This window comes from Bradyrhizobium sp. JYMT SZCCT0180 (assembly GCF_018130165.1).
Lineage (GTDB): Bacteria > Pseudomonadota > Alphaproteobacteria > Rhizobiales > Xanthobacteraceae > Bradyrhizobium.
Genome location: NZ_JAFCLZ010000014.1, coordinates 141694 through 164360, shown reverse-complemented (window position 1 = coordinate 164360; position 22667 = coordinate 141694). Strand labels below are relative to the sequence as shown.

The window sequence follows — 22667 nt, the reverse complement described above, 5'->3', positions numbered from 1 at the left end:
GCGAAGCAATCCATGCCCCAGCGAGCCGAGCTATAGATTGCTTCGCTGCGCTCGCAATGACGGCGAGGACATGCGCCCCCTAATTCAACACCCGCTTGTTATCCGGGCTATCCAGCGAAAATGTCGGCACGTCGATCTCGAATTTCTCGCCGCTTTCGTTGACCATCTGATAGCGCCCGGTCATGAAGCCGGACGCGGTGGGGAGCGGTACGCCGGAGGTGTATTCGAAGCGTTCGCCGGGGGCCAGCACCGGCTGCTCGCCCACCACGCCTTCGCCGCGGACTTCCTGCTTGCGGCCGGTGGCGTCGGTGATGATCCAGTGCCGCGTCCGCAACTGCACCGTCTCGTTGCCGGAATTGGTGATGACGATCGTGTAGGACCAGAAATACTGGCCCTTATCGACCGACGAGCGCTCCGGCATGAAGTTCGGTTCGACGGTGACTTCGATCAGACGGGTGACGGCGCGGTACATGGTGAAAAGCTTCCAGAATCCTGTGGCGCAGCATAGCGAAGAAAGGCGGTGGAACCAATCGCCGGGCGGCCGGCGGGGCGGGCTGTTGAGCTATTCCATCCTCGTTTCAACATAGTTTCGCCCTAAGGCGCACCCGCGCGGTTCCGACCCCCGTATCTTGCTTGTATTGCATGCTTGCGGGCCGATATTATCCTTACGGCCGTGCAATTTGCTTGGATTCGCTGCCAAAACGGTGCCCGATGTCGTCCATTGCCGATCAGATTGCCGGACCGTCCGCGAGTGACGCCGCGGCCACCTCCGCGCCGGCGATCACGCTGCCCGCGGCCGGCGAGCGTGAATTGCGGCTCGATCTGTTTCGCGGGCTGGCGCTGTGGCTGATCTTCATCGATCATCTGCCGCCGAATATCCTGACCTGGTTCACGATCCGCAATTACGGCTTTTCCGACGCCACCGAGATCTTCATTTTCATCTCCGGCTATACCGCGGCGTTCGTGTATGGCCGCGCGATGCTGGAATCCGGCTTCGTGATCGCCACCGCGCGCATCATGCGGCGGGTCTGGCAGATCTACGTGGCGCACGTGTTCCTGTTCACGATCTTCCTGGCGGAGATTTCCTACGTCGCCACCAATTTCAACAACCCGCTGTATTCGGAAGAAATGGGGATCATGGATTTCCTCAAGCAGCCGGATGTCACGATCATCCAGGCCTTGCTGCTGAGATTCCGCCCCGTCAACATGGACGTGCTGCCGCTCTATATCGTGCTGATGCTGTTCCTGCCCGTCATCCTGTGGCTGATGAAGTGGCGGCCCGACGTCTCGCTGGGGCTGTCGGTGGCGCTCTACGCGGCGACCTGGCAGTTCGATCTGTACCTGTCGGCCTATCCGAACGGCACCTGGTTCTTCAATCCGTTCGCGTGGCAATTGCTGTTTACGTTCGGCGCCTGGTGCGCGCTCGGCGGCGCGGTGCGGATGTCGGCGATACTCTCCTCGCCGATCACAATGTGGATCTGCTTTGCCTATCTGCTGGCCGCCTTCTTCGTCACGCTGACCTGGCATCTCCCGCAGTTGAATTTCTTGATGCCGAAGCGCCTCGAACAGTGGATGTACCCGATCAGCAAGACCGATCTGGATGTGCTGCGCTTCGCGCACTTCCTGGCGCTGGCGGCGATCACGGTGCGCTTCCTGCGCAAGGACTGGCCGGGGTTGAAATCGCCCTGGCTGCGACCATTGATCCTGTGCGGGCAGCATTCGCTTGAGATATTCTGCCTCGGCGTCTTCCTCGCCTTTGCGGGGCATTTCGTGCTGGCCGAAATCTCCGGTGGAGCGGGCCTGCACTTCCTGATCAGCGTCGTCGGAATCCTCATCATGTCCGGCATGGCGTGGGTCATTTCGTGGTACAAGAATTCCGCCGACAAGAACGCGAAGAAAAAAGGCGCTGTTGGCAACGCCGATATGGCGGGAGGGGGCTGATGAAGTCCAACCCGGTGATGATCCTGGGCCTGACCTTGATTGCCGGCTTGCTGGCCGTGGCCCCCGTGCGCGCCGAGGAGGCCCCCGCCAATTGCGAGGTTCCGGCCTATCTGCTGACGTCCGAGAGCAAGCTGCCCAAGGTCGAGACGGCCATTGCGGGCGACCGCCGGCTGGAAATTCTGGTGGTGGGCAGCCGGTCGTCGAGCATCCCGTCGTCCGAAGCCAGCGCCTATCCCGGCCGGCTGCAGGCGATGTTGAAGGAGGCGCTGCCGAAGGTCGCCGTGAACGTATCCGTAGAACTACAGGTCAAGAAGACGGCCGAAGAGGTCGCTGGCGGACTTGTTAAGCTGGTCGAGCTAAAGAAGCCTACTTTGGTTATCTGGCAGACCGGCACCTACGATGCTATTCGATCGATCGATCCCGATGATTTCCGCGCCGGTGTCGAAGATGGCGTTGCTGCGTTGCAGAAGGCGGGGGTCGACGTGATCCTGATGAATCTGCAATACAGCCCGCGTACTGAAACGATGATTTCCGCGCCGCCCTACCTGGATAATATGCGCGTGGTGGCGCAGCAGCACGACATTCCCTTGTTCGACCGCTTCGCCATGATGCGGCATTGGAGCGACGCCGGAGATTTCGACCTGTCCAGCACCTCGCATGGCCCTGACCTGGCCAAGCGGGTGCACGATTGCCTCGGCCGCGCGCTGTCGAAATTCGTGATCGACGCGGCGCATGTGAACCCGGCCCAGCAGAATTGAGGAACTAGCGTAAATGAGTCGTTACTGCCCTTTTTCCCCGTCTGCATCGCTGGCAGCGTTCGCCATCGCGGCGACGGTGCTGCTGATGCCGGCGTCCGTTTTGCCGGTGCAGGCGCAGGCGACCCAGACCGCCCAGCAGGCGACGTTATCCGACACGGCCAAAGCTGAAGCCGCCAAACCGCCGGCGGCGCCGACCACGGGTGCGGGCAGCGTGGCGGCCGCCGAGCCGTCCGGTCCGGCGGCGCAGAGGAGCGTCACCGGCAAGGCGATCGACAAGGCCAAGGAAGTCGCGAAATCGGCCGCCGACATTTTCAGCCGCGTTCCCTGCCTGCCGCCGAAGGGTGGCGCCAAGAAGATGGGATCGCTGCCGCGTGTCGCGGGCAAGCTCGCCGCGGGCGAGCCGGTGGTGATCATCGCGTTCGGATCGTCGTCGACCGCGGGTTTTGGCGCGAGCTCGCCGGAATTCAACTATCCCAACCGCCTCGCGGCGCAGCTGCACCGGCAGTACCCGACCGCCGACATCACCGTGATCAATCGCGGCCAGGGCGGCGAGGACGCGCCTGAAATGATGAAGCGGCTGCAGACCTCGGTCATCGACATGCATCCGGACCTGGTGATCTGGCAGGTCGGCACCAACGCCGTGCTGCGCAATCTCGATCCGGCAGAGACCATCAAGCTGGTGGAAGACGGTGTCGCGCGCATTCAGGCGACCGGCGCCGATCTGGTGCTGATCGATCCGCAATATTCGCCGCGCGTCAACGAACGCGCGGAGAGCGCGGGCAAGATGATCAATTTGCTCAACAAGGTTGCCGAACTGCGCAAGGTCGGCATCTTCCCGCGCTTCGAGGTGATGCGCGACTGGCACGAGAAGCAGGCGATCCCGATGGACAATTTCGTCATCGCCGACGGCCTGCACATGAGCGACTGGGGCTACGCCTGCTTCGCACAACTGCTCGGCGACGACATCATCCGCTCGGTCGGCCAGATCAAGCTCGGTGTCAACGTGCCGTCGGACGTGCGGACCTACCGGCCGATGTGATTACTGTCGCGGCTACACACCGCTGTCGTCCCGGCCTTGAGCCGGGACCCATACGCCGCGGCCGTGCGGCTAAAAGGCAGTGATCGACGACTTCCCTAACTCACAAGGCCTTGTGGTTATGGGTCCCGGCTCAAGGCCGGGACGACACCTGTTGTGTGGCTACGTGTGCAGCTAGCTCACGCCTTCTCCAGCGCCTGCACAAAATCCTCGATCAGGTCATCCGCATGCTCGAGCCCGGCGGAGAAGCGAACAAAACCCTCGCTGATGCCGAGTTCGGCGCGCGCCTCCGGCGTCAGCCGCTGATGTGTCGTGGTCGCCGGATGGGTGACGAGGCTCTTGGCGTCGCCGAGATTGTTCGAGATCCGCGAGATCTGCAGCGCGTTGAGGCAGCGGAACGCGGCCTGCTTGCCGCCCTTGACCTCGAACCCGACCAGCGTCGAGCCGGCGCGCATCTGCCGCTTCACCAGTTCGGCCTGCGGATGGTCGGCACGGCCGGGATAGATCAGCCGCGAGACCTTCGGATGGTTCGCCAGCGCGTCGGCGACCTTGCCGGCGGTCTCGGTCTGCGCGCGCACCCGCACCGCCAGCGTCTCCAGGCCCTTGAGCAGGGTCCAGGCGTTGAACGGCGAGAGCGACGGGCCGGTATGGCGCATGAAGTTATGGAGGTGCTCGGCGACGAACGCTTCCGAGGACAGGATGATGCCGCCGAGGCAGCGGCCCTGGCCGTCGATGTGCTTGGTGGCGGAGTAGACGACGACGTCGGCGCCGAGCGAAAGCGGGCTCTGCCAGATCGGCGTGGCGAACACATTGTCCACGATCAGCCGTGCGCCGCCACTGTGCGCGATCTCGGCAATCGCCGGGATGTCGAGCACGTCGAGCGTCGGATTGGTCGGGCTCTCCAGGAAGAAGGACTTGGTGTTCGGCCGCAACGCGCGCTGCCACTGGTCGAGATCAAGACCGTCGACCAGCGTCGTCTCGATCCCGTAACGCGGCAGGAGATCCTGCACCACGTAAAGGCAGGAGCCGAACAGGGCTTTCGAAGCGACCACGTGGTCGCCGGCCCGGAGCGGTGCGAGGATCGCGGTCGTCACCGCGGCCATGCCGGTCGCGGTCGAGCGCGCGGCTTCCGCGCCCTCGAGCAGCATCATGCGGCGCTCGAACATCTCAATCGTCGGATTGGAATAGCGCGAATAGATGAAGCCCGGCTCCTCGCCCTTGAATCGGGCCTCGCACTGCTCCGAGGTGTCGTAGACGTAGCCTTGGGTGAGGAACAGCGCCTCGGACGTCTCGCCGAATTGGGAGCGAAGCGTGCCGCCATGGACAAGGCGGGTTTCGGGACGAAAACGCTTGGTAGAACCAGTCTCAGACATGTGACCTCCGTCGTGACCACCATTGAAAATGGTCACAAAAAACCGGCCTGGAAAAATTTCCACAGGCCGGGATCACACGTGTCCCCGGCCTGTTTAGCGACTTATTTAACGTGGCTGCAAGCCGGCCGGCTCAAATCACCACGGGATAAGTCATGCTGATATTCCCTCGCGCCCTTTTCGTCAAGCCGGCCATCGGATAACCCCTAAATGCCCATATTTATGAGGTTTGGATGACATTTGGGTCACCCTTCCGGGCCCCTTGAGGACCGCCGTGCCGTTTACGCTTCCGCCCGACGCCAACGGAATTCTGCCCGACCGCATGATCGCGGCGATGGCGGATGCGGGCCTGATCCTGCCGGCCTATCCCTTTGTCGAGAGCCAGATCCAGCCCGCCAGCCTCGATCTTCGCCTCGGCGACATCGCCTACCGGGTGCGCGCGAGCTTCCTCCCGGGGCCGGGTGCGACGGTCGCCGAGCGTATCGACGAGCTGAAACTGCACGAGATCGACCTCACTGACGGCGCGGTGCTGGAAACCAATTGCGTCTATATCGTGCCGCTGCTGGAGAGCCTCGCGCTGCCGCCGGAGATCGTCGCCGCCGCCAACCCGAAGAGCTCGACCGGACGGCTCGACGTCTTCACCCGCGTGATCGCGGACGGTACCCGCCGCTTCGACATGATCGGCGCCGGCTACCACGGGCCGCTCTATGCCGAGATCAGCCCGAAGACGTTTCCGGTGCTGCTGCGCGAGGGATCGCGGCTGTCACAAGTGCGCTTTCGCACCGGCGACGCCATCCTCAACGCGGACGAACTCGACGCGCTGCATGAGGCCGAGCGGCTGGTCGATATCGACGATGCCGATCTTGCCAATGGCGTGGCGCTGAGCGTCGATCTGAGCGGCGCGAATTCCGGCGGCTTTGTCGGCTACCGCGCCAAGCGCCACACCGGCGTGGTCGATGTCGACCGCCGCGGCGGCTATGCGGTCGATGAATTCTGGGAGCCGATCGCGGCGCGCCCGGACGGCAGCCTGATCCTCGATCCCGGCGAGTTCTATATTTTGGCCTCGAAAGAGGCGGTGCAAATCCCGCCGGATTATGCCGCCGAGATGGTGCCGTTCGACCCTCTGGTCGGCGAATTCCGCGTGCATTATGCCGGCTTCTTCGATCCCGGCTTCGGCTATGCCGGCGCCGGCGGGCAGGGCTCTCGCGCGGTGCTGGAAGTGCGCTCGCGCGAGGTGCCGTTCATCCTCGAGCACGGCCAGATCGTCGGCCGCCTGGTCTACGAAAAAATGCTGGCGCGGCCCCATGCCATGTACGGCCAGCGCATCGGCTCGAACTATCAGGCGCAGGGCCTGAAGCTGAGCAAGCATTTCAGGGTGTAGCCTCGTTCTCCGTCATTGCGAGCGCAGCGAAGCAATCCATAGGGCGGCATAACGGACGGGTGGATTGCTTCGCTGGCGCTCGCAATGACGGCTGATATATGCTCGCCCCTCAACAAGAAAATCGGCGCGGGAGAGAGCATGTCCGAAGAGCAATCGCAGCAAGCGCAATGGGCGAAGTGGCGCAGCATCGCTGATCTCTATCATGCGTTTTTCACCGGCCTCGTTCTCACGGTCGTCTCCCGCCGCGGCACGGCGGACGCCGCCGAATTCGTGTTCCGGGTGTTTCGCCGGCAGCAGCAGGAACGCTTCCTGCCGGGGCTGGAAAAACTCGGGCTCAGCCATCTGCCGCCGGCGGTCGCGGCTGCGCAGTATCACTATCTCTCCAACTGGATCGGCGGCGTCCATGTCGAATACATGTACGAGACCGATCGCAAGGCCTGGATCCGTTATCCGCCGCCGCGCTGGATCTGGCGGGGCACCGCGATCTGCGGCGTGCCCGGTGAAGTGTCGCGCGCGATGCTGCGGGGCTGGCACGGCAATAACGGCGTGGCGCTCGGCAATCTCAATCTCGGCTTCGTCTGCACCAAGCAAAGCGTCGACGGCCAGGACGGCCTCGAAGGCTATTACTGCGAATACGATCATCCGCTCGACCTAGATGCGCGGATGGTGTTCGCGCGGCATCTCGAAGCGCCGCGCTTCGATCCCGCCACCGCGCCGGCATTGCCTGTTGCAAGCTGGCCGAAGCCGCGGTTGGAAAAGGCCCATCGCAACTACGCGATGGAATATGTGAAGACCGCGGCTCCCGTGATGGTGCAATGCTTCGGCCCGGAGGATGCCCGATATCTGTTGCACCTCACCGGCAAGCTGATCGGCATGCAATATTTCGACGAGATCGCGCAAAACCTTGGGGCGAGCCGCGGCGGCGCGAGGGAATTTGCAGGCTTCCTGCGTGCGCTGTTCGAGGCGCAGGATGATGCGGTTGAGATCAGCGAGTCCGACGGCACGTTCGAAATCCGGCAGCAGAGCTGGAAGCTGATGGCCGACGTCGGCGATTATCACCCGGTCTGCGCCAGCGTGCTGCAGGGATTGTTCGAGGGCCTGGCGGCCGGCTGCGGCCGCCATATTCCCGTGCATTTGAAGCCGCCAACCGGTGGAAAGGCACCGTTCGTCTGGTCGATCGGCTAGAGGAGTGCGCCCGCCTGCAATCGCGCAGGCCCCCATTGCGTTTCGCGCACGCGGAATCAGCGCCTGCCGTGCTAGGAAACAGCTCGGCGCAGCGAGATAGTGCGCCCAAAATATTGAATGGGCGCGCGACCTTAAGGTTGCCTTTCGCGCGCGGGAGCAGAAATGTCCGATATCGGCGTTGCCGAAATTCCCGTCGACGAGGAAGAACGCCCGCTGCCGCCACCGCCGCCGCCGGCGAAGAACGCGCTGGTCGACGGTCCGATCCTGCGCACGCTGCTGTGGCTCGCCTGGCCCAACGTCATTGCGCTATCGGCCGGTACCTGTGTGGTGATCGCCGAGACCTCCTATATCGGCCGGCTCGGGGTGGAATCGCTGGCCGCGATGGCGTTGGTATTTCCCTGCGTGATCCTGACCATGACGATGTCGGGCGGCGCCATGGGCGGCGGCGTCGCGTCCGCGATCGCGCGCGCGCTCGGCGCTGGTGATACCGAGCGGGCGTCGGTGCTCGCCGCGCACGCCTTGCTGATCGGCCTCTGCTTCGGGCTCGTCTTCATGCTGGGTATGCTGATCTTCGGTCCGAAGCTGCTTGAATTGCTGGGCGGCCGCGGCAACGTGCTGACGCAGGCGATCGGCTACACGCAGATATTTTTCGGCGGCGCCGTCGTGCCATGGCTGATGAACACGATGGCCGGCATTCTGCGCGGCACCGGCAACATGAAATTGCCCTCGCTGCTGATGCTCATTTCCGCCGTCTGCCAGATCATCCTTGGCGGCACGCTCGGTCTCGGCCTCGGCCCGATCCCGCAATTCGGCATGCGCGGCGTCGCCGCCGGTTCGCTGATCGCTTACCTGATCAGTATCTCCGTGATGTCGTGGTATCTGTTTTCCGGCCGCGCGCGCATCGTTCCCAGGATCGTCGGCCTGCGGATTCGCTGGGCGATGTTCATCGACATTCTCAAGGTCGGCGCCATCGCCTGCTTCTCGCCGCTGCAATCGGTGCTGACGATCAGCATCTTCACCTACATGCTGGCGGGTTTCGGCACCGAGATCCTGGCCGGTTACGGTATCGGCGCGCGGCTCGAATTCATGCTGACGTCGATCGCGTTCGCGGTCGGCATCGCGACGGTGCCGATGGTCGGCATGGCGATCGGTGCGAAGCGCATCGCGCGGGCCCGCAGGATCTGCTGGATCGCGGGCGGCGTGGCCTTTGTCGGGGTCGGCGCGTTGGCGACCTTGATCGCGATCTTCCCCGACATCTGGGTCAATCTCTTCACCGACAATGCGGGCGTTCGCGCCGCAAGCCGGCAGTACCTGTCTACGGCGGCGCCGATGTATGCCTTCCTCGGCCTGGCCACGACCTGCTATTTTTCATCGCAGGGCGCGGCCAAGGTGCTTGGCCCCGTGCTGGCGCAGACCGCGCGGCTGGTGTTCATCGGCATCGGCGGCTGGTGGCTGTCGACGCACAACGCCACCGCCACGGACTTCTTCATGCTGACGGCCGCATCGATGATGCTGCTCGGCCTGCTGTCCTGCCTCAGCGTGATCCTGACGCGGTGGGGACCGAAGCGCGTTCCCCTTGCCAAGGCTCGCCCGGCGCTGTCGTAGCTCAGCGCCGCCGATGCCGCCGGCTGTGACGGCCGCCGCCCGCGTTGGCCATGCGCATCAGCTGCGGGATCATGCTCATCATCTCGCTGCCGCCGGCGCCGCCGAGCATGCCCATGATGTCGCCGCCGCCCATGCCGCCCATGTTGACGCCATAGCCGTGGGCCATGCCGCTGCCATAGCCGCCATAGCTGCCACCGTAGCCGCCGGGGATTCCACCGCCGCCCATCATGCCGCCGAAACCACCGCCGCCACCTTCCATCATGCGGCCCATCATCGGCCCCACGGTCTGCATCATCATGCCGAAGCGGCGCTTGCCCATCTTCGCCTTCATCATTTCCAGCATCGGCGCCATCTGCGTCATCATGTCGTCGCCGCCACCTCCACCGCCACCAAACCCGGCGAATTGCGCCTTCGCCGGCATCGTCGTCAGGGCAAACAGCAGCAACAGCGTGGCCGCCTGACACACAACCTTGTCAGCTCCAGTCATGGTTCGACCTCCCAATGCGCCGCGGCCCGCGGGGGCGGTGCCATCCGGGCGCAACTGGTGACACTAGGAAAGGGCGAACTACTGATCTGTGCGAAAGATCACGGTGCTCGGCGTCGGGCGGTGAACTCGGTATTGACACGCCAGCTCGCGCCGTTGTCCGCGGAGATCTTACCACGCCACAGGAACGAGTTCGGTGTGATCTCGGAAAAACTCCAACGCATCAATTGGCCGTCCGGCCGCGTGCCGTGCTGCACGATGTCACGGCCTTCAGCACGGCCGATCATCTGCAGGAAACTTCGCGCCACCGGATCGGTCCACTGGATGCGCCAGGCATCGATGTCAGGATCGTAGACCCGCAGCGTCGTGCCGTAGGAATTGATTTTCAACGTGGCGTCGCCGTGTCGCGCTTCGCCGCGCGGCGGCACGATCCAGACATCCTGGATTGCGCGGCCCTCCAGCGCCCAGCCGAAATGCCACTCACCGGCGCGGCGGCGCTCGCGGCCGTCGTCGGCAAATTGCCTGACGTCGAGATCCCAGGAGCCGACAAAACGTCCGTAGAGATCCATCTTGCCGGCGCGGTCGGTTGAGGGACCGACCGCGCCGAGCGCTTCGAGAAACGCGGAAATCATGCCGCGGCTTTCCCAAGCGCGTTCTGCATCGCCAGCGCCGCCTGATCCATTTGCGCATTCATGTAGGGCGCGATTTCATTCGGCAGCACGTCGACGGTCCAGGCCAGCCGGCTGCGGCCGTCGCCTTCAGCGGTCACCTGCACCGAGGCGCTGTGCTGTTTGATCCGTTCGCTGATGACAGCATAAACCAGCCGCCGCCGCGCATCGTCGCAATCGACCAGCAGTTCGCGCGCCACCGTTCCGTTGGAGAACGTCACGATCCGCGCGTCGCCGTCGAGGCGGGTGTCGAGCACGAAGCCGGGCACCAGCCGCGTATGCAACGCGCCGAAATCGCGCACCGCGTCCCAGACGTCATTGGGATTGGCGTCGATGATGATGTCCTTGTGGATGGAAGCCATGTGATTCCTTTCGAAGCTCATCTGTAGGGTGGGCAAAGCGAAGCGTGCCCACCATCACGACCGTGCTCTCGAAGGTGGGCACGCTTCGCTTTGCCCACCCTACGATCCGCGACTACGTGCAAACCGCCTCGACGTTGTTGCCGTCAGGGTCGATCAAAAACGCCGCGTAGTAGGTCGGGCTGTAATCCGCCCGTGCACCCGCGCCGCCATTGTCGCGGCCGCCGGCCTTCAGGCCCTCGGCGTGGAATTGCTTGATCGCGGCATGGTCGGCCGCGCGGAAAGCGACATGGGCGCCAGTGCCGGCGGCACCCTTGTGCAGATGCAGCCAGAGCGCGGGTTGGTCCTTGGGCCCAAAACCCGCGCCGGAATCATCGCGCGAGCACAGCACAAAGCCGAGGGGCGCGAGCGCTGCCGTATAGAAACGCACGCTGGCGTCGAGATTTCCGACGCGTAATCCGATGTGGTCGTACATTGCTGTTCTCCAGTCAAAACCGCGCGGGAATGCCGCGCAACCTGGAGAAACCCTAGCTAGTTGAGGGCAAGCCGTTCTTGGAGAATCTTGCGCTTCCCGCGCGAGGCCTGGCGGAACCGGAGCGGCGAGGCGCCGGCGGCGCGGTGGAACGTGCGCACGAAATTGGAGAGATCGCCGAAGCCGACGTCATAGGCGATATCGGTTATCGGGCTGTCGTCATCGGCCAGCCGCCGCGCCGCATGGCGCAGCCGCGAGCGCAGCAGATATTGGTGCGGGGTGACGCCGAGCACGTCGGAGAACAGCCGCAGGAAATGGAACGGGCTGATGCCAGCTTGCCCTGCGGCATCTTCCAGGTCGATTTCGCGGTGCGAATTGGCGTCGATCCACAGCGCGGTTTCCACCGCACGGCGGCGGTCGCGGGCGGCATCGGGACCAGCCTTGCGCGGCTTGCCGGAGACCACCTCGACAAAGCGGCTGGCGAACACCTGCCCGATCTCGTCGAGGCCGATGTCGCTGTTGCCATCTGCCGCCGCCTGCGCCAGTTCGCCGAGCACCATCAGTTCCGGCAGCGGCGGCGCCGAGCCGATCTGCCAGATATCCCTGGCTTCGCTGATCGCATCGACCAATTCCGGGCCTAAGAAGAACGACAGGCACTCGTCGCCGCACACGTGGTCATGGGTGCAGGTATATTCGTCGCCGGGATGGCCGATCAGCACCGATCCCGCCACCAGTTCACTGAACTTGCCGCGGCAGTGCAGGCCGAAACTGCCCTTGCGGACATAGGAAATCGAGTGGCAGCGGTGCTGCTCGGCAAAAGGCCTATCGCCGGGTCCCGCGCTGCAGCGGAAGTCGGACACCGAAATCGATTTGCGTTCCAGAAGCGTGGTCGCGGTCATCCCGTAAATTTAGGTAGGCGGGCGTGGCGGCGCAACCGGCAGCAGCACGTCGAACAGGGTCTTGCTGGCGGTCGGATGGGTGCCCTCGATCGACAGCAGCCGGCGCTTGGAGATGGCGCCGCCGTTCGGCGAGATCTTGTCGGCATAGTGCCCGGCCTCGAGCACGCGATGGCAGGGCACGATGATCATGAAGGGGTTGCGGGCAATCGCCTGCGCCACCGAATACACCGCGCCCGAGGCGCGCAACGCACTGGCGACATCGGCATAAATGCGGGTCTCGCCGCGCGGGATGGTGCGCGCGAGCTGATAGACGCGCTGGTTGAAGGCGGGAATGCCGGTCATGTCGAGCGCGACATCGGAAAGGTCGCTAGGCGCGCCGCGCAGCAACGCCACGATGCCTTCGATCGCGCTTGTGACATTCTCCGGAGGGCGAAGTTCGCGGGCGTCGGGATAAAGCTGGAACAGCCGCCGTCTGGTGTCGATCTCGCGGGCTTCCGGGAGCTGCACGCCCATAACGCCGAGATCGCCCCATGCGATCCCGCACCGGCCGATTCCCGTGTCAAAAATGCTGTAGCCCCGCCCCGCCATACGCCACCAACCCCGGCAGGATCATAACACCGTCATCAAAGCGCGCATCTGGAATCTTTGTAACCCGTTAAGGGCCTGGGACGGGGAGGCGCGGGTACCGCTTGGCGGAACGCCCGGGGTCGGCTAATCAGGGGGAGCGCAAAAGCGTTCGCGGGCGTAGTTCAATGGTAGAACGGCAGCTTCCCAAGCTGCATACGAGGGTTCGATTCCCTTCGCCCGCTCCAATTCATTGCCTTTTGCCATCGCCATTGGTGAAATTTTCAATGTATTTCAGAATGTCGCAAGGCTGGTTGCGTTTGGTTTTCTGGGCACTTATTGCGGGGCTCTTACAGATAGAGGTGGCAAGCGGCCAGCCTGCACCAGCGACCATCGATCCATTCAATAATCGCCACGCCCTGGTCATCGGTAATGGAGCGTATCGGAGTTCGCCGCTTAAAAATCCGGTGAACGATGCAACCGACATGGCGGCCGCTTTGCGGAGTGTGGGCTTCAAGGTCACGTTGGGCAATAATCTCGACATTCGGCAGATGCGGCTGACGATCCAGCAGTTCGTCGATGCACTGCCGACTGGAGCGGCTGCGTTTGTCTTCTACGCCGGACACGGCGTTCAGCATGGCGGTCAGAACTATTTGCTGCCGGTCGACGCAGTAGGTCAGGTTTCTGCACCTCGCGATTTGGACAGGGTCGCGATCACCGTCAGCGATTTGCTTCGCGATCTTGAGGGGGCCAAGCCTGCCATAACGGTCATTTTCCTCGATGCGTGCAGGGATTCGCCGTTTTCCGCGATAGCCGGGATAGAGTCGGGCTTGGCGCGAACCGTGCCTCGTGCATCAAAAGGCACGGATCAGGGAAAATCGGCCGGAGATGCACGAGCGAATCTGGAAGGGGTTCTGATTTCATATTCGACCGCTCCGAATTCTGTGGCCGCCGACGGGTCCGGTCGAAACAGCCCGTATACGACGTACCTCAAGAAATACATCGCTAGCCCGAACACAACATTAGAGACCATTCTGAAGTCGACTCGTTCGGGAGTTACAAAAGACAGTCAGGGCAGGCAGACGCCCTGGTATGAATCGTCGATCAACGGTGATTTTTTCCCTGCTGGCAGTGATCAAATTTCCATCGAAGCGCTTGTTGGCATGTTCCTGCCGGACAGGGATCAGAACTTCGTTCAAGGCGCGACCTACATGATGGCATGGGATCCGGCCGTCCGTTCCCCCATCAAATGGCATCATGCCGGGCTCAAGACTGGCTCGAACCTCAACGATGTAAAATTGGAAACCATGTCCTCGAGTTGGACTGCACCATTCAGTCGTACGGGCGACGTTATCATCACGGTGGACGGGGAACCCACGCACACCGTTCTTGAAAGGACGCGGAAGCCAGTGAGGTGGAAGGTCACCCTACTCGGAGCAAGAAACGGGGCCTTGGTCGTTGGTCTAGACAACAATGTTTGGTCGCAGGAGTTTGGCGGCTTTGGCGGCAGACAATTTTTGTCGGAAGACAAGACTTGCCGAAAAGAGACGTCGACTGTCTATGCTGTTAACTTGCAAGGCAAAATTCCCGCATGGTTGGGCGAGAGTCGGTCCTGCGGTTCGGCGGGATGCGGATACGACTATCAGCTCTTTACCGACCGGAGGGACAAGAGCCATTTTGGCTGTCGCTGACCGGGTTTGCGCAATCGCTACGGTCAAAAGTTCCTCCCAGGCTGATACGAGGGTTGGATTCGCTTCGCCCACACGGTCTGTTACCACCCTATCTTTCCCCACCAATCCCGCGTACAACCGCCCCGTCGCAAGACGATGGCGCTGAACCTTAGAATGGACTGCGGGCAGACCCGGGGGCAGTACCCGGCGCCTCCACCTTAGCAGCTTGAGCTTAAAGGTCTCATTTCGGTGAGATCGATTCTGCCGCAAGGCAAGATCCCAGGGCTGCTATGGCGGGGGCGAACCAGGATCGATGGTCGCAAAGAAGTTCTGAATTGTGCTCGGCATGATACCGCCGTTATCGGGTCAAAAACCTAAATGCAAACGATAACGTTGCATTGAACGAAGTGCGCCTCGCGGCGTAACCTGTTCGGGGTTGGTCCACCTGGCAACAGAACGGCCATGGCCGCGTCAACCTTCGGGTTGGCGCGGCTTTTATTTGTGAAACGGCCTCGTGCTGTGCGCGAGTACAATCACAACGGTTATCGTGCTAGATTGCCGCGCCGCAAAGACGAAGGTGAACGCGTTGTCCCAGGCCATCGCTTCCGACGACACCTCCAAAAGCCTGCTCATGATCGCCGCCGGCGGTCTGCTGTCGGGCCTGTTGACGCCGCTAACGCCGCAACTGATCGACAAGTTCACCGGCGGTTCCGGCAATCTGCGCATGGCACTGGTGGCGGTGCCGTTTGCGGTGCTCGTCTTCTTCGTGGTCCGGCGCTGCAGCGCCAATCCGGTTTGGGCGGCGCTGCTGGCCGGCATTGTCACCATGGTCGCTTTTGTCTGCGCGGTGAACGCCGCAATCTTCATCGATGCGCAGGCCTATGGCGCCTCCAAGATCATGCGCAACGTGCTGGCGGGCCTTGCCGGCGGTTTCGTCGGCTCCGGCTTGATGGCGCTGGCGATCGCGCTGCTGCCGGCCGGGCCGCGCGATCCGGCGTTATGGATGCGGATGCTGCTGACGGGCACGCTGGCCGGCACGCTGATGGCCGTTGACAGCGCGCTCGATCTCGATCTCACCTCGGTGCTGTATCCGGTGTGGCAGGTGGCGGTCGCGGTGCGGCTGGCGATGGTGCTGCAGCGAGGGAAGTCGGGCTGACGAGGTTGCCGGCTTACGGCGAGATCGTCAGCACCGCCTTCATGTTGGGATGGAAGCGGCAGTAATATTCGACCGTGCCGGCTTTCTTCAGCACCGACGTCACGGTCTTCTTCGGCGGCATGGCGACATCGAAATCGCCGTTTCGCGCGGTGGCGGTGTGGGCGAAGATATCCTTGTTGATCCATTCGATGGTGTCGCCGACCCTGGCGGTTACCTGCGCCGGCGACACCACGAGATTGTCCATCACGATCTGGATGGTTGCGGCATGCGCCGGGACGGCGATGGCGCCCGATAGCAGGGCGGTCACGATGAGAAACGTGCGTCTCGGCAGCATGGCAGTCTCCCTTACTTCAGGCCGGCGGCGACGTGTTCAGCATGCTGCTGGTGGCCCTGAAACAGCTTCAGGCCGGTCTGCAGCAGGCTCTTCAGTTCGGCATTGCTGGCTGACGGGATCAACAGTGTCTCCAGCGCGCCATTGACCGCCTTGTGGTAGGCAATCTCGTTGGCGATATAGGCCTTGTCGTAGTCGGCGCCTTTTAGTTTGCCGAGTTCGGCCAGCTTGTCCGCGGCCTGCTTCGAGAGCGTCTTGCTGGTGTCGTTGTCCTCGGGCGTCACCTTCAGCTTCTTGACGAGGTCGAGCGCCTGCTTGTTCACGGCTTCATGGTCGCGCACCATGCCTTCCGCGAACGCCTTGACGTCCTTGTTGCTGGCCTTGGTGATGGCTTGTTTGCCGGCGGCGACGTCGATGACGCCTGCGGTGTAGGCGATATGCGCGATCTGCGGGTCGGTGGGCTTTGCGCCCTGCGCCAGTGCGGCGCCGCCCAAAAGGCTCAATGCGGCAATCGCCGCGCTCAATCGAACGAACATGGTGTGACACTCCTGTGGCGCCGACGCGAGCGGCCGGCTTTCAAGTTGATTGCACAGGAGTTGGATGGCGCCGGTAGCCGGAGGTTCCCGAAAAAATCAGATCAAGCCGAGCCGGTTCAGCACCGCCTCGGTGAGCCGTTCGCAGCGCCTGCCGGCAAACGGAAACGCGTCCATCACGACAGGGCCGATCTTCTTCTCGACATTGTCGCGCAGCATGACGCGGGCGCGATGCAGCCTCGTCTTCACGGTCACCGGATTGAGCCCCAGAATCTCGGCGGTCTCCTCGACATTCATGCCCTCGATCACCCGGGTGATGAAGACGAGCCGGAACGGTTCCGGCAGTTCGTCGATGGCATGTTCGACGACATGCTGAATTTCACGTTGGGCCATGGATTTTTCCGGGTCGTCAGCGGCCGCGCGGGGAAACTGGATGATCTGGGCTTCAAGCGTGCCCTGCGGCAATGACGACAGCTCCACGCCCGGCCGCTGCCGGCGCAATCGTCCCAGCGCCTCGTTCATGGCAATTCGCGCCAGCCAGGTCGCCAGGCTGGAATCGCCACGAAAATTCTCCAGATGCGTGAAGGCACGGACGTAAGTCTCCTGCACGACGTCCTCGGCCTCGCCGTCGTTGCGCAGGATGCCACGGGCGAGCCGGTAGAGCCGGCGGTTGTTCGCCTGCATAATGGCGCGCGCCGCGGTCTCGTCGCGCGCCAGCACCCGGCGGACCAGGTCGAGGTCACCAGTGTCGACCGGCGGAATATGAGGCGTGTGGGCCTGACGCATGATGGTTCCACCAATAGCATTGTATTGGGGTTGGATGCGGCAAGGCGGAAGAGGTTCCCGAGAAATTTCGCGGCGGAAACTAGTTGCGGGCACCAGCCGGATCCCGCCCCGGATCGGGAACGCGAGCGGCGCGGAGCAGCAGCCACATCAAATGGCCCATCTGGCGCTCTTCCACCTTGGCGGTATCGGTTTGGTGAACCACGACGAGATCGTTGCCGGGATCGATGATGATGAACTGGCCAAAATTTCCGTCGGCCCAGAATCCGCCGGGCGACAGGTTCATGATCTCGACGCGCCGGTCCGGAAATCCGGTCCACCACATGTAGCCGTAGCCTGAACCAAGCTGCGTTCTGGAGGATGCCGTCGTACTCTCCTTGACCCATGAGGCTGGCACAGGGGACGCGTCGCGCCAGCGTCCGGAACGCAGGAACAACAACCCGAACCGTGCGAGGTCCCGCGCGCTCATGTGGAATGGGTAGGCACTGTGCGCGGAAACCTCGCTCTTGAGGTGGCGACCGTCCTGCGGCCGGTAATCCTGCATGCCGATGGGATCGCCAATGCGCCGCTGGAAGTTTGCGAAAATCGATGTCCCGACAGCGCGCTCATAGATCGTGCCGAGTACGTTGAAGTCCCAGTTGTTGTAGTACCAGAACGTCCCAGGCGGATGGCTTCCGCGGGCGGGCCTGCGCCTGACCTGGCTCGCCATCTCGTAGGCGGCAGGATGATAGACGCCGGATCGCGACTGCAGCAATTGCCGGACCGTCGCCAGTTTCTCGGCGTCGGTGAGGGCGGGCGAGTTATCGTCAATGCCGAGCGACTCCAGCGTGGCGTTGAGGTCGATCTGGCCTGCCGCCACGGCGATGCCGATCAGGGCGCTCAAGAGACTCTTGCGCACCGAATAGAGTTGCAACCGGCGCTCGATATCGCCCCAGCTATCGATGATGCGTCCGTGCTGCACGACAACGAAGCTTGCCGTGCCGATCGATTGCGAATAGGCCCGCGCTTGCGCCAACACCTGAACGTCCCAGCCGGCCTGCTCCGGGGGCGTCCGGTCCCATTCGCGGCCTGGCCAGACTGTGGCGTCGGATGCCGCCAACAACGGGGGGCAGCGCAGCGCCAGACAGGCGAGCGGCGCGGCCAGAACGCTGCGGCGGCTAAACGACAAGATGTTCTCCAGCGACCTCTTCGGCTCAAGGCTTCTGGCCGGTGCCGCGCTCGTGGTCAATGGCATGGTGGACGCGACTGCCCCGTATCATCGGAGCAGTCGCGTTGTGTCGCTCACGCCCCCGCCGGCACCTGATCGAGGAAGCCGGTGATGCTGCGGATGCGGCCGTCGCTGAGCACGGCGAAATCCGTACCCTTGATCGGGCTGTCGGCGCCGTCGGGGCCGAGGCCCCAACAGAAGCGGACGTGGTCGCCGTACCCGTTGGGCTCGCCGATCAGCTTGAATTTGCAATCCGGAAACCGCTGCTGAACGCCTGCGATCAGCGCATCGACACCGTCATGGCCGTCACCGCTCATCAAGGGGTCGACATAGCGGGCGTCTTTGGCCCAGTTTTGGCTAAGGATCTCGCGGCGGCGGGCCGGGGTTCGCTCGTTCGACAGATCGATGTAACTGGCGGCAATGGTCTTCGGGTCGGTCATGGGGCTCTCCTTCGTTGGCGCCGAATGGATCGGCTGACCTGTTATCGAAGGTTCGCGCGCGTGTTTCGATTACCTCGGAGGTCAAGGAAACGCGGTCAATGAGATACGGATCAAGGAAAGATGTGGCGCGAGGGCAGGCAAGCCCTCGCGCCGCGAAAAATCACTTCGCCGCAACCACCATGATCTCGACGTTGTATTGCGGGGACGCCAATTTGGCCTCGACCGTGGCGCGCGCCGGGGTGTTGCCCGCCGAGACCCAGCCGTCCCACACCGCATTCATTTCCGGGAAGGTTTTCATGTCGGTGATGTAGATCGTGGCCGACAGAAGCTTCGACTTGTCGGTGCCGGCTTTGGCGAGATGGCCGTCAATGGTCTTGAGCACGTCCTGCGTCTGCTTGGTCACGCTTTCGCCGGCTGCATTGTTGGCGACGACGCCCGCGAGATAGACGGTGTTGCCGTGGACGACGACCTGGCTCATGCGCGGGCCGGTTTCGAAACGCTGGACTGACATGGTGTTCTCCGTTTTTTAAAGTGGCGCGCCTCCTTAGCGCGCCGGGGCGCGATCGGCTACTGCGTTCTGCTCAGGGGAGCGTCCGCAAATTGCCGCGCACCGCCGCGAGGCAGCTATTTTTCGAACGCGTCATACACCAGCGCCTTGAAGGCCGGGGTGATGCGTGAGCGCTCCAGCTGGGTCTGCTCCATGAGGATGTAGACCATGTCCAGTTTGGGATCGACGCCGAAATATGTTCCGCTGCCGCTGTCCCATTTCAGCTCGCCGATCGAGCCTGCCGGTGGCGGCTTTGCATTTCCCGGTTCCACGCGAACCGCAAGGCCATAACCGTAACCAAAACCATCGCCGGGAAAATAATAGTAGTCGCGTCCGACGCCGGAGCCCGGTCCGATCTGGTCTGACGTCATCTGCTTGAACGCGGTCGGGCTGAGATACTGCTTGCCGTCGAGCTTTCCGCCGCCCAGCAGCATTTGCGCAAATCGCGCGTAATCCGTGATGGTCGAGAGCAGGCCGCCGCCGCCTGACTCCCATTCGGGGTGCCTGCGCCGTTCCTCCCCCGACATCCGCAGGACGGTATCGCCCGGCAGCGGCTCGGCCATGCGCGCCGCTTCAGCCGCCCCCTGCAGCACGAACTTCGTGCTGGTCATGCCAAGCGGATCGAGGATGCGCTCCTTCAGGAACTGATACAGCGATTTGCCGGAGACGATTTCGATGACGCGCCCGAGAACGTCGGTGGAATGGCCGTAGCGCCAGAGTGTGCCGGGCTGCCTCGCCAAAGGCAGGCGGGCAATGCGCTCGGCAAACTCCGCGTTGTTGAAATGTCCCTCAAGGATGTCGGCGTCCGTATAGGCCTTCATGATCAATTCGCTGCCGATGTATTCATAGGTGATGCCGGACGTATGCCGGAGCAGGTCCTCGATCGTCACCGGCCGGATCGGCGGCACGAGCTGCAGGACCGGGTTGCCGTCGCTCGGTTTGAATTCCACGCCGACTTTCGTGTCGGCAAATGCCGGAATGTACCTGGACACCGGATCGGCCAGCGCCAGTTTTCCTTCGTCGATCAGCATCATTGCCGCCACGCTGGTGATCGGCTTGGTCATGGAATGGATGGCAAAGATCGTGTCCGGCGTCATCGGCAGCTTGGTGGCGACGTCCCGAACGCCAAAGCTCTTGAGATAGACCGGCTTGCCATGTTGCTGGATCAATATCACCGCGCCGGGAAGCTTCCCGGTCGCTACTTCGTTTTCAAAGAATTGCGACACGCGTTCGAGTTTGGCGGGCGAGGGCGCCGGCGCGGCGGCGTTGCCCTGGGCGCGAGCGGGTACGCCACTCCCAACCATCACCGCCGCTGCGATGGACAGCGCCCATATGATCTTCGGCATCATGGCAAGTATTCCCCACGCAAGTAGGCCAGAACGGCCGCAGCAGCTGCTTCGATCGCCCAAGTATTCTGCTATTCTGCGGCCTTGTCAGCCGGCCGCCTTCGCCGCCGCGCGTCCCGCATTCCGCCCCGAAAACAGACACCCGCCGAGGAACGTGCCCTCCAGCGAGCGATAGCCGTGCACGCCGCCGCCGCCGAAACCGGCGGCCTCGCCGGCGGCGTACAGCCCCTTGATGATTTCGCCGCCCGTGCCGAACACGCGCGAGTCCAGATCGGTCTCGAAGCCGCCCAGCGTCTTGCGGGTCAGGATGTTGAGTTTCACCGCGATCAGCGGGCCATGCTCGGGGTCGAGGATGCGATGCGGTTTGGCGGTGCGGATCAGCTTGTCGCCGATATAGCGCCGCGCATTGTGGATGTTCATCACCTGCGCATCCTTGACGTAAGCGTTCGTCATCTCGCGGTCGCGCGCCTCGATCTGGCGCTTGATGTGATCGAGCTGCAGCAGATTGTCGCCACTGAGCGCGTTCATGGCGCTGACGAGGTCGGCGAGATTATCGCGCACGATGAAGTCGGCGCCTTTTTGCTTGAACGCTTCCACCGGCGCCGGCGCGCCCTTGTTGGTGGCGCGCTTGATGGTCATGCGCCAGCTCTTGCCCGTGAGGTCAGGGTTCTGTTCCGAGCCTGACAGCGCGAACTCCTTCTTGATGATGCTCTGGGTCAGGATGAACCAGGAATAATCGTAACCCGTCGACATGATGTAGTGCAGCTGGCCGAGCGTGTCGGAGCCGGGAAATAGCGGCGCGGGCAGCCGTCTTCCCGTGGCGTCGAACCACAGCGATGACGGGCCGGGCAGGATGCGGATGCCGTGGCGCGGCCAGATCGGCGACCAGTTCCTGATACCCTCGACGTAATGCCACATCCGGTCGCGGTTGATCAGCCGCGCACCGGCTGCCTCGGTGATCCCGATCATCCTGCCGTCGACATGTTCGGGCACGCCGGAGATCATGAATTTCGGCGGTTCACCGAGGCGCTTCGGCCAGTTCTGGCGGACCAGATCATGATTGCCGCCGATGCCGCCTGAGGCAATGATCACCGCCTGGGCGCGAAAGCTGAAATCGCCGGTGACCTGGCGCGAACTGCTCTGGCCGCGTTCGACATTGGTGGGTTCGAGGATCGACCCGCTGACACCCTCGACCGTGCCGTTGGTGATATTGAGCGCATCGACGCGGTGGCGGAACTTGAAAGTCAGCCGGCCGCTCTTCTGCGCCTCGCGAGCCCGCCGCTCGAACGGCTCGACGATGCCCGGGCCGGTGCCCCAGGTGACGTGAAAGCGCGGCACCGAATTGCCGTGCCCCATCGCGTCATAGCCGCCGCGTTCGGCCCAGCCGACCACGGGAAAAATACGGTGGCCCATCGCACGCAGCCAGTCGCGCTTTTCGCCGGCGGCGAAGCCAACATAGGCTTCCGCCCATTTCTTCGGCCAGTAGTCCTCCTCGCGGTCGAAGCCGGCCGTACCGTTCCAGTCTTGCAGCGCGAGATCAAAACTGTCCTTGATGCCGAGCCGGCGCTGTTCGGGGCTGTCGACCAGGAACAGGCCGCCGAACGACCAGAATGCCTGACCGCCAAGGCTTTGTTCGCCCTCCTGGTCGATCACGATGACGCGCTTGCCGGCGTCGGCGATTTCGCATGCCGCGACCAGCCCGGCCAGTCCGCCGCCGACCACGATTACGTCTGCGTCTTCTGCCATCACGTCCTCCCCAACCCGAATTGATTCAAACCACGGGATCCAATGCGGTCAACGGCAAATGCCGCTTGCCTGTGGCGAAGCTACCACCGTGAAAACGTTAACTTGTTCCAGTTTGGGACCTTTTCGCGCATCGGGTGCAGCGCCACTGCAACACTTAATTTGAATTTGTTTTGAGCGGCTCCAGCC

General features: G+C 63.0%; 24 protein-coding genes, 1 tRNA gene, 1 other RNA gene and 1 riboswitch. Of the genes, 10 read left to right on the top strand and 16 right to left on the bottom strand.

Annotation, left to right across the window (positions count from 1 at the left end):
- Positions 1-79 precede the first annotated feature (79 nt).
- Positions 80-472, bottom strand: coding sequence for a Co2+/Mg2+ efflux facilitator ApaG/CorD (gene apaG / locus JQ641_RS21545; protein WP_192735458.1), 393 nt, complete (start codon positions 470-472; stop codon positions 80-82).
- Between the two features lie 239 nt (positions 473-711).
- Here apaG and JQ641_RS21540 point away from each other — a divergent pair, with 239 nt between their 5' ends.
- From JQ641_RS21540 to JQ641_RS21530, 3 genes are read left to right on the top strand one after another with little or no spacing between them, the layout of a single operon-like run.
- On the top strand, positions 712-1941 hold the full coding sequence (locus JQ641_RS21540; protein WP_211997946.1) for an OpgC domain-containing protein: 1230 nt from the start codon (positions 712-714) through the stop codon (positions 1939-1941).
- Complete coding sequence (locus JQ641_RS21535; protein ID WP_211997945.1) at positions 1941-2699, top strand: SGNH/GDSL hydrolase family protein; 759 nt, start codon at positions 1941-1943, stop codon at positions 2697-2699. Before JQ641_RS21540 ends, JQ641_RS21535 begins: the two co-directional genes overlap by 1 nt.
- A gap of 13 nt (positions 2700-2712) precedes the next feature.
- Entirely contained in the window at positions 2713-3738 is a 1026-nt protein-coding gene (locus JQ641_RS21530; RefSeq protein ID WP_211997944.1) for an SGNH/GDSL hydrolase family protein, read from the top strand.
- A gap of 176 nt (positions 3739-3914) precedes the next feature.
- On the opposite strand, the gene JQ641_RS21525 is transcribed toward JQ641_RS21530, so the two are convergent.
- The gene (locus JQ641_RS21525; protein ID WP_211997943.1) at positions 3915-5108 is read right to left on the bottom strand and encodes an O-succinylhomoserine sulfhydrylase; all 1194 of its coding nucleotides are present in this window, start codon (positions 5106-5108) and stop codon (positions 3915-3917) included.
- A gap of 72 nt (positions 5109-5180) precedes the next feature.
- Positions 5181-5260, bottom strand: a riboswitch (SAM riboswitch).
- Positions 5261-5379: 119 nt separating this feature from the next.
- Here JQ641_RS21525 and JQ641_RS21520 point away from each other — a divergent pair.
- From JQ641_RS21520 to JQ641_RS21510, 3 genes are all read left to right on the top strand, one after another.
- Positions 5380-6486 (top strand): 2'-deoxycytidine 5'-triphosphate deaminase, encoded by a 1107-nt coding sequence (locus JQ641_RS21520; RefSeq protein WP_192735453.1) that lies wholly within the window; start codon positions 5380-5382, stop codon positions 6484-6486.
- A 138-nt stretch (positions 6487-6624) separates the two neighbouring features.
- The gene (locus tag JQ641_RS21515) at positions 6625-7671 is read left to right on the top strand and encodes a hypothetical protein (protein WP_211997942.1); all 1047 of its coding nucleotides are present in this window, start codon (positions 6625-6627) and stop codon (positions 7669-7671) included.
- A 162-nt stretch (positions 7672-7833) separates the two neighbouring features.
- Positions 7834-9276, top strand: coding sequence for an MATE family efflux transporter (locus JQ641_RS21510; protein WP_211997941.1), 1443 nt, complete (start codon positions 7834-7836; stop codon positions 9274-9276).
- A 1-nt stretch (position 9277) separates the two neighbouring features.
- Here the strand turns inward: JQ641_RS21510 and JQ641_RS21505 are convergent, their stop codons facing one another.
- From JQ641_RS21505 to JQ641_RS21480, 6 genes are all read right to left on the bottom strand, one after another.
- Positions 9278-9763: a hypothetical protein gene (locus JQ641_RS21505; RefSeq protein ID WP_211997940.1), complete on the bottom strand. Its 486-nt coding sequence runs from the start codon at positions 9761-9763 to the stop codon at positions 9278-9280.
- A 98-nt stretch (positions 9764-9861) separates the two neighbouring features.
- On the bottom strand, positions 9862-10392 hold the full coding sequence (locus JQ641_RS21500) for a hypothetical protein (protein WP_211997939.1): 531 nt from the start codon (positions 10390-10392) through the stop codon (positions 9862-9864).
- Positions 10389-10790, bottom strand: coding sequence for an SRPBCC family protein (locus tag JQ641_RS21495; protein ID WP_211997938.1), 402 nt, complete (start codon positions 10788-10790; stop codon positions 10389-10391). The genes JQ641_RS21500 and JQ641_RS21495 overlap by 4 nt, the downstream gene beginning before the upstream one ends.
- Before the next feature lie 112 nt (positions 10791-10902).
- Complete coding sequence (locus JQ641_RS21490) at positions 10903-11262, bottom strand: VOC family protein (RefSeq protein ID WP_211997937.1); 360 nt, start codon at positions 11260-11262, stop codon at positions 10903-10905.
- Between the two features lie 56 nt (positions 11263-11318).
- Positions 11319-12158 (bottom strand): helix-turn-helix transcriptional regulator, encoded by an 840-nt coding sequence (locus JQ641_RS21485; RefSeq protein ID WP_211997936.1) that lies wholly within the window; start codon positions 12156-12158, stop codon positions 11319-11321.
- 9 nt (positions 12159-12167) lie between these two features.
- On the bottom strand, positions 12168-12746 hold the full coding sequence (locus JQ641_RS21480; RefSeq protein WP_211997935.1) for a methylated-DNA--[protein]-cysteine S-methyltransferase: 579 nt from the start codon (positions 12744-12746) through the stop codon (positions 12168-12170).
- Positions 12747-12896: 150 nt separating this feature from the next.
- Here JQ641_RS21480 and JQ641_RS21475 point away from each other — a divergent pair.
- The 4 genes from JQ641_RS21475 (at position 12897) to JQ641_RS21460 (ending at position 15548) form a co-directional block, all read left to right on the top strand.
- A tRNA-Gly gene (locus tag JQ641_RS21475) sits at positions 12897-12970 on the top strand.
- A gap of 39 nt (positions 12971-13009) precedes the next feature.
- Positions 13010-14413, top strand: coding sequence for a caspase family protein (locus JQ641_RS21470; RefSeq protein WP_211997934.1), 1404 nt, complete (start codon positions 13010-13012; stop codon positions 14411-14413).
- 85 nt (positions 14414-14498) lie between these two features.
- Positions 14499-14860, top strand: a transfer-messenger RNA (tmRNA) gene (gene ssrA, locus JQ641_RS21465).
- Between the two features lie 118 nt (positions 14861-14978).
- Positions 14979-15548 carry a hypothetical protein gene (locus JQ641_RS21460; protein ID WP_211997933.1) on the top strand — a complete coding sequence of 190 codons (570 nt, stop codon included), beginning with the start codon at positions 14979-14981 and terminating at the stop codon, positions 15546-15548.
- Between the two features lie 13 nt (positions 15549-15561).
- Here JQ641_RS21460 and JQ641_RS21455 read toward each other — a convergent pair whose 3' ends face one another.
- The 8 genes from JQ641_RS21455 to JQ641_RS21420 form a co-directional block, all read right to left on the bottom strand.
- Complete coding sequence (locus JQ641_RS21455) at positions 15562-15882, bottom strand: cupredoxin domain-containing protein (RefSeq protein WP_211997932.1); 321 nt, start codon at positions 15880-15882, stop codon at positions 15562-15564.
- Positions 15883-15893: 11 nt separating this feature from the next.
- Entirely contained in the window at positions 15894-16415 is a 522-nt protein-coding gene (locus JQ641_RS21450; protein WP_211997931.1) for a DUF4142 domain-containing protein, read from the bottom strand.
- 96 nt (positions 16416-16511) lie between these two features.
- Positions 16512-17198 carry an RNA polymerase sigma factor gene (locus JQ641_RS21445; RefSeq protein WP_211997930.1) on the bottom strand — a complete coding sequence of 229 codons (687 nt, stop codon included), beginning with the start codon at positions 17196-17198 and terminating at the stop codon, positions 16512-16514.
- Between the two features lie 79 nt (positions 17199-17277).
- Positions 17278-18363 (bottom strand): serine hydrolase domain-containing protein, encoded by a 1086-nt coding sequence (locus JQ641_RS21440; protein WP_211997929.1) that lies wholly within the window; start codon positions 18361-18363, stop codon positions 17278-17280.
- A 113-nt stretch (positions 18364-18476) separates the two neighbouring features.
- The gene (locus JQ641_RS21435; RefSeq protein ID WP_211997928.1) at positions 18477-18842 is read right to left on the bottom strand and encodes a nuclear transport factor 2 family protein; all 366 of its coding nucleotides are present in this window, start codon (positions 18840-18842) and stop codon (positions 18477-18479) included.
- Positions 18843-19002: 160 nt separating this feature from the next.
- Complete coding sequence (locus tag JQ641_RS21430) at positions 19003-19353, bottom strand: RidA family protein (protein WP_192735438.1); 351 nt, start codon at positions 19351-19353, stop codon at positions 19003-19005.
- Between the two features lie 113 nt (positions 19354-19466).
- Positions 19467-20693 (bottom strand): serine hydrolase domain-containing protein, encoded by a 1227-nt coding sequence (locus JQ641_RS21425; protein WP_249150598.1) that lies wholly within the window; start codon positions 20691-20693, stop codon positions 19467-19469.
- Between the two features lie 129 nt (positions 20694-20822).
- Complete coding sequence (locus tag JQ641_RS21420; protein WP_211997927.1) at positions 20823-22481, bottom strand: FAD-binding dehydrogenase; 1659 nt, start codon at positions 22479-22481, stop codon at positions 20823-20825.
- Positions 22482-22667 lie beyond the last annotated feature (186 nt).

What these genes read in the sequence shown, in the direction of transcription:
- JQ641_RS21495 (WP_211997938.1), bottom strand. Translation starts at nt 10,790, where the DNA reads ATGGCTTCCATCCACAAGGACATCATCATCGACGCCAATCCCAATGAC.
- JQ641_RS21535 (WP_211997945.1), top strand. Translation starts at nt 1,941, where the DNA reads ATGAAGTCCAACCCGGTGATGATCCTGGGCCTGACCTTGATTGCCGGC.
- JQ641_RS21430 (WP_192735438.1), bottom strand. Translation starts at nt 19,353, where the DNA reads ATGTCAGTCCAGCGTTTCGAAACCGGCCCGCGCATGAGCCAGGTCGTC.
- JQ641_RS21445 (WP_211997930.1), bottom strand. Translation starts at nt 17,198, where the DNA reads ATGCGTCAGGCCCACACGCCTCATATTCCGCCGGTCGACACTGGTGAC.
- JQ641_RS21525 (WP_211997943.1), bottom strand. Translation starts at nt 5,108, where the DNA reads ATGTCTGAGACTGGTTCTACCAAGCGTTTTCGTCCCGAAACCCGCCTT.
- apaG (WP_192735458.1), bottom strand. Translation starts at nt 472, where the DNA reads ATGTACCGCGCCGTCACCCGTCTGATCGAAGTCACCGTCGAACCGAAC.
- JQ641_RS21540 (WP_211997946.1), top strand. Translation starts at nt 712, where the DNA reads ATGTCGTCCATTGCCGATCAGATTGCCGGACCGTCCGCGAGTGACGCC.
- JQ641_RS21500 (WP_211997939.1), bottom strand. Translation starts at nt 10,392, where the DNA reads ATGATTTCCGCGTTTCTCGAAGCGCTCGGCGCGGTCGGTCCCTCAACC.
- JQ641_RS21530 (WP_211997944.1), top strand. Translation starts at nt 2,713, where the DNA reads ATGAGTCGTTACTGCCCTTTTTCCCCGTCTGCATCGCTGGCAGCGTTC.
- JQ641_RS21470 (WP_211997934.1), top strand. Translation starts at nt 13,010, where the DNA reads ATGTATTTCAGAATGTCGCAAGGCTGGTTGCGTTTGGTTTTCTGGGCA.
- JQ641_RS21480 (WP_211997935.1), bottom strand. Translation starts at nt 12,746, where the DNA reads ATGGCGGGGCGGGGCTACAGCATTTTTGACACGGGAATCGGCCGGTGC.
- JQ641_RS21420 (WP_211997927.1), bottom strand. Translation starts at nt 22,481, where the DNA reads ATGGCAGAAGACGCAGACGTAATCGTGGTCGGCGGCGGACTGGCCGGG.
- JQ641_RS21485 (WP_211997936.1), bottom strand. Translation starts at nt 12,158, where the DNA reads ATGACCGCGACCACGCTTCTGGAACGCAAATCGATTTCGGTGTCCGAC.
- JQ641_RS21450 (WP_211997931.1), bottom strand. Translation starts at nt 16,415, where the DNA reads ATGTTCGTTCGATTGAGCGCGGCGATTGCCGCATTGAGCCTTTTGGGC.
- JQ641_RS21455 (WP_211997932.1), bottom strand. Translation starts at nt 15,882, where the DNA reads ATGCTGCCGAGACGCACGTTTCTCATCGTGACCGCCCTGCTATCGGGC.
- JQ641_RS21510 (WP_211997941.1), top strand. Translation starts at nt 7,834, where the DNA reads ATGTCCGATATCGGCGTTGCCGAAATTCCCGTCGACGAGGAAGAACGC.
- JQ641_RS21435 (WP_211997928.1), bottom strand. Translation starts at nt 18,842, where the DNA reads ATGACCGACCCGAAGACCATTGCCGCCAGTTACATCGATCTGTCGAAC.
- JQ641_RS21425 (WP_249150598.1), bottom strand. Translation starts at nt 20,693, where the DNA reads ATGGTTGGGAGTGGCGTACCCGCTCGCGCCCAGGGCAACGCCGCCGCG.
- JQ641_RS21515 (WP_211997942.1), top strand. Translation starts at nt 6,625, where the DNA reads ATGTCCGAAGAGCAATCGCAGCAAGCGCAATGGGCGAAGTGGCGCAGC.
- JQ641_RS21505 (WP_211997940.1), bottom strand. Translation starts at nt 9,763, where the DNA reads ATGACTGGAGCTGACAAGGTTGTGTGTCAGGCGGCCACGCTGTTGCTG.
- JQ641_RS21490 (WP_211997937.1), bottom strand. Translation starts at nt 11,262, where the DNA reads ATGTACGACCACATCGGATTACGCGTCGGAAATCTCGACGCCAGCGTG.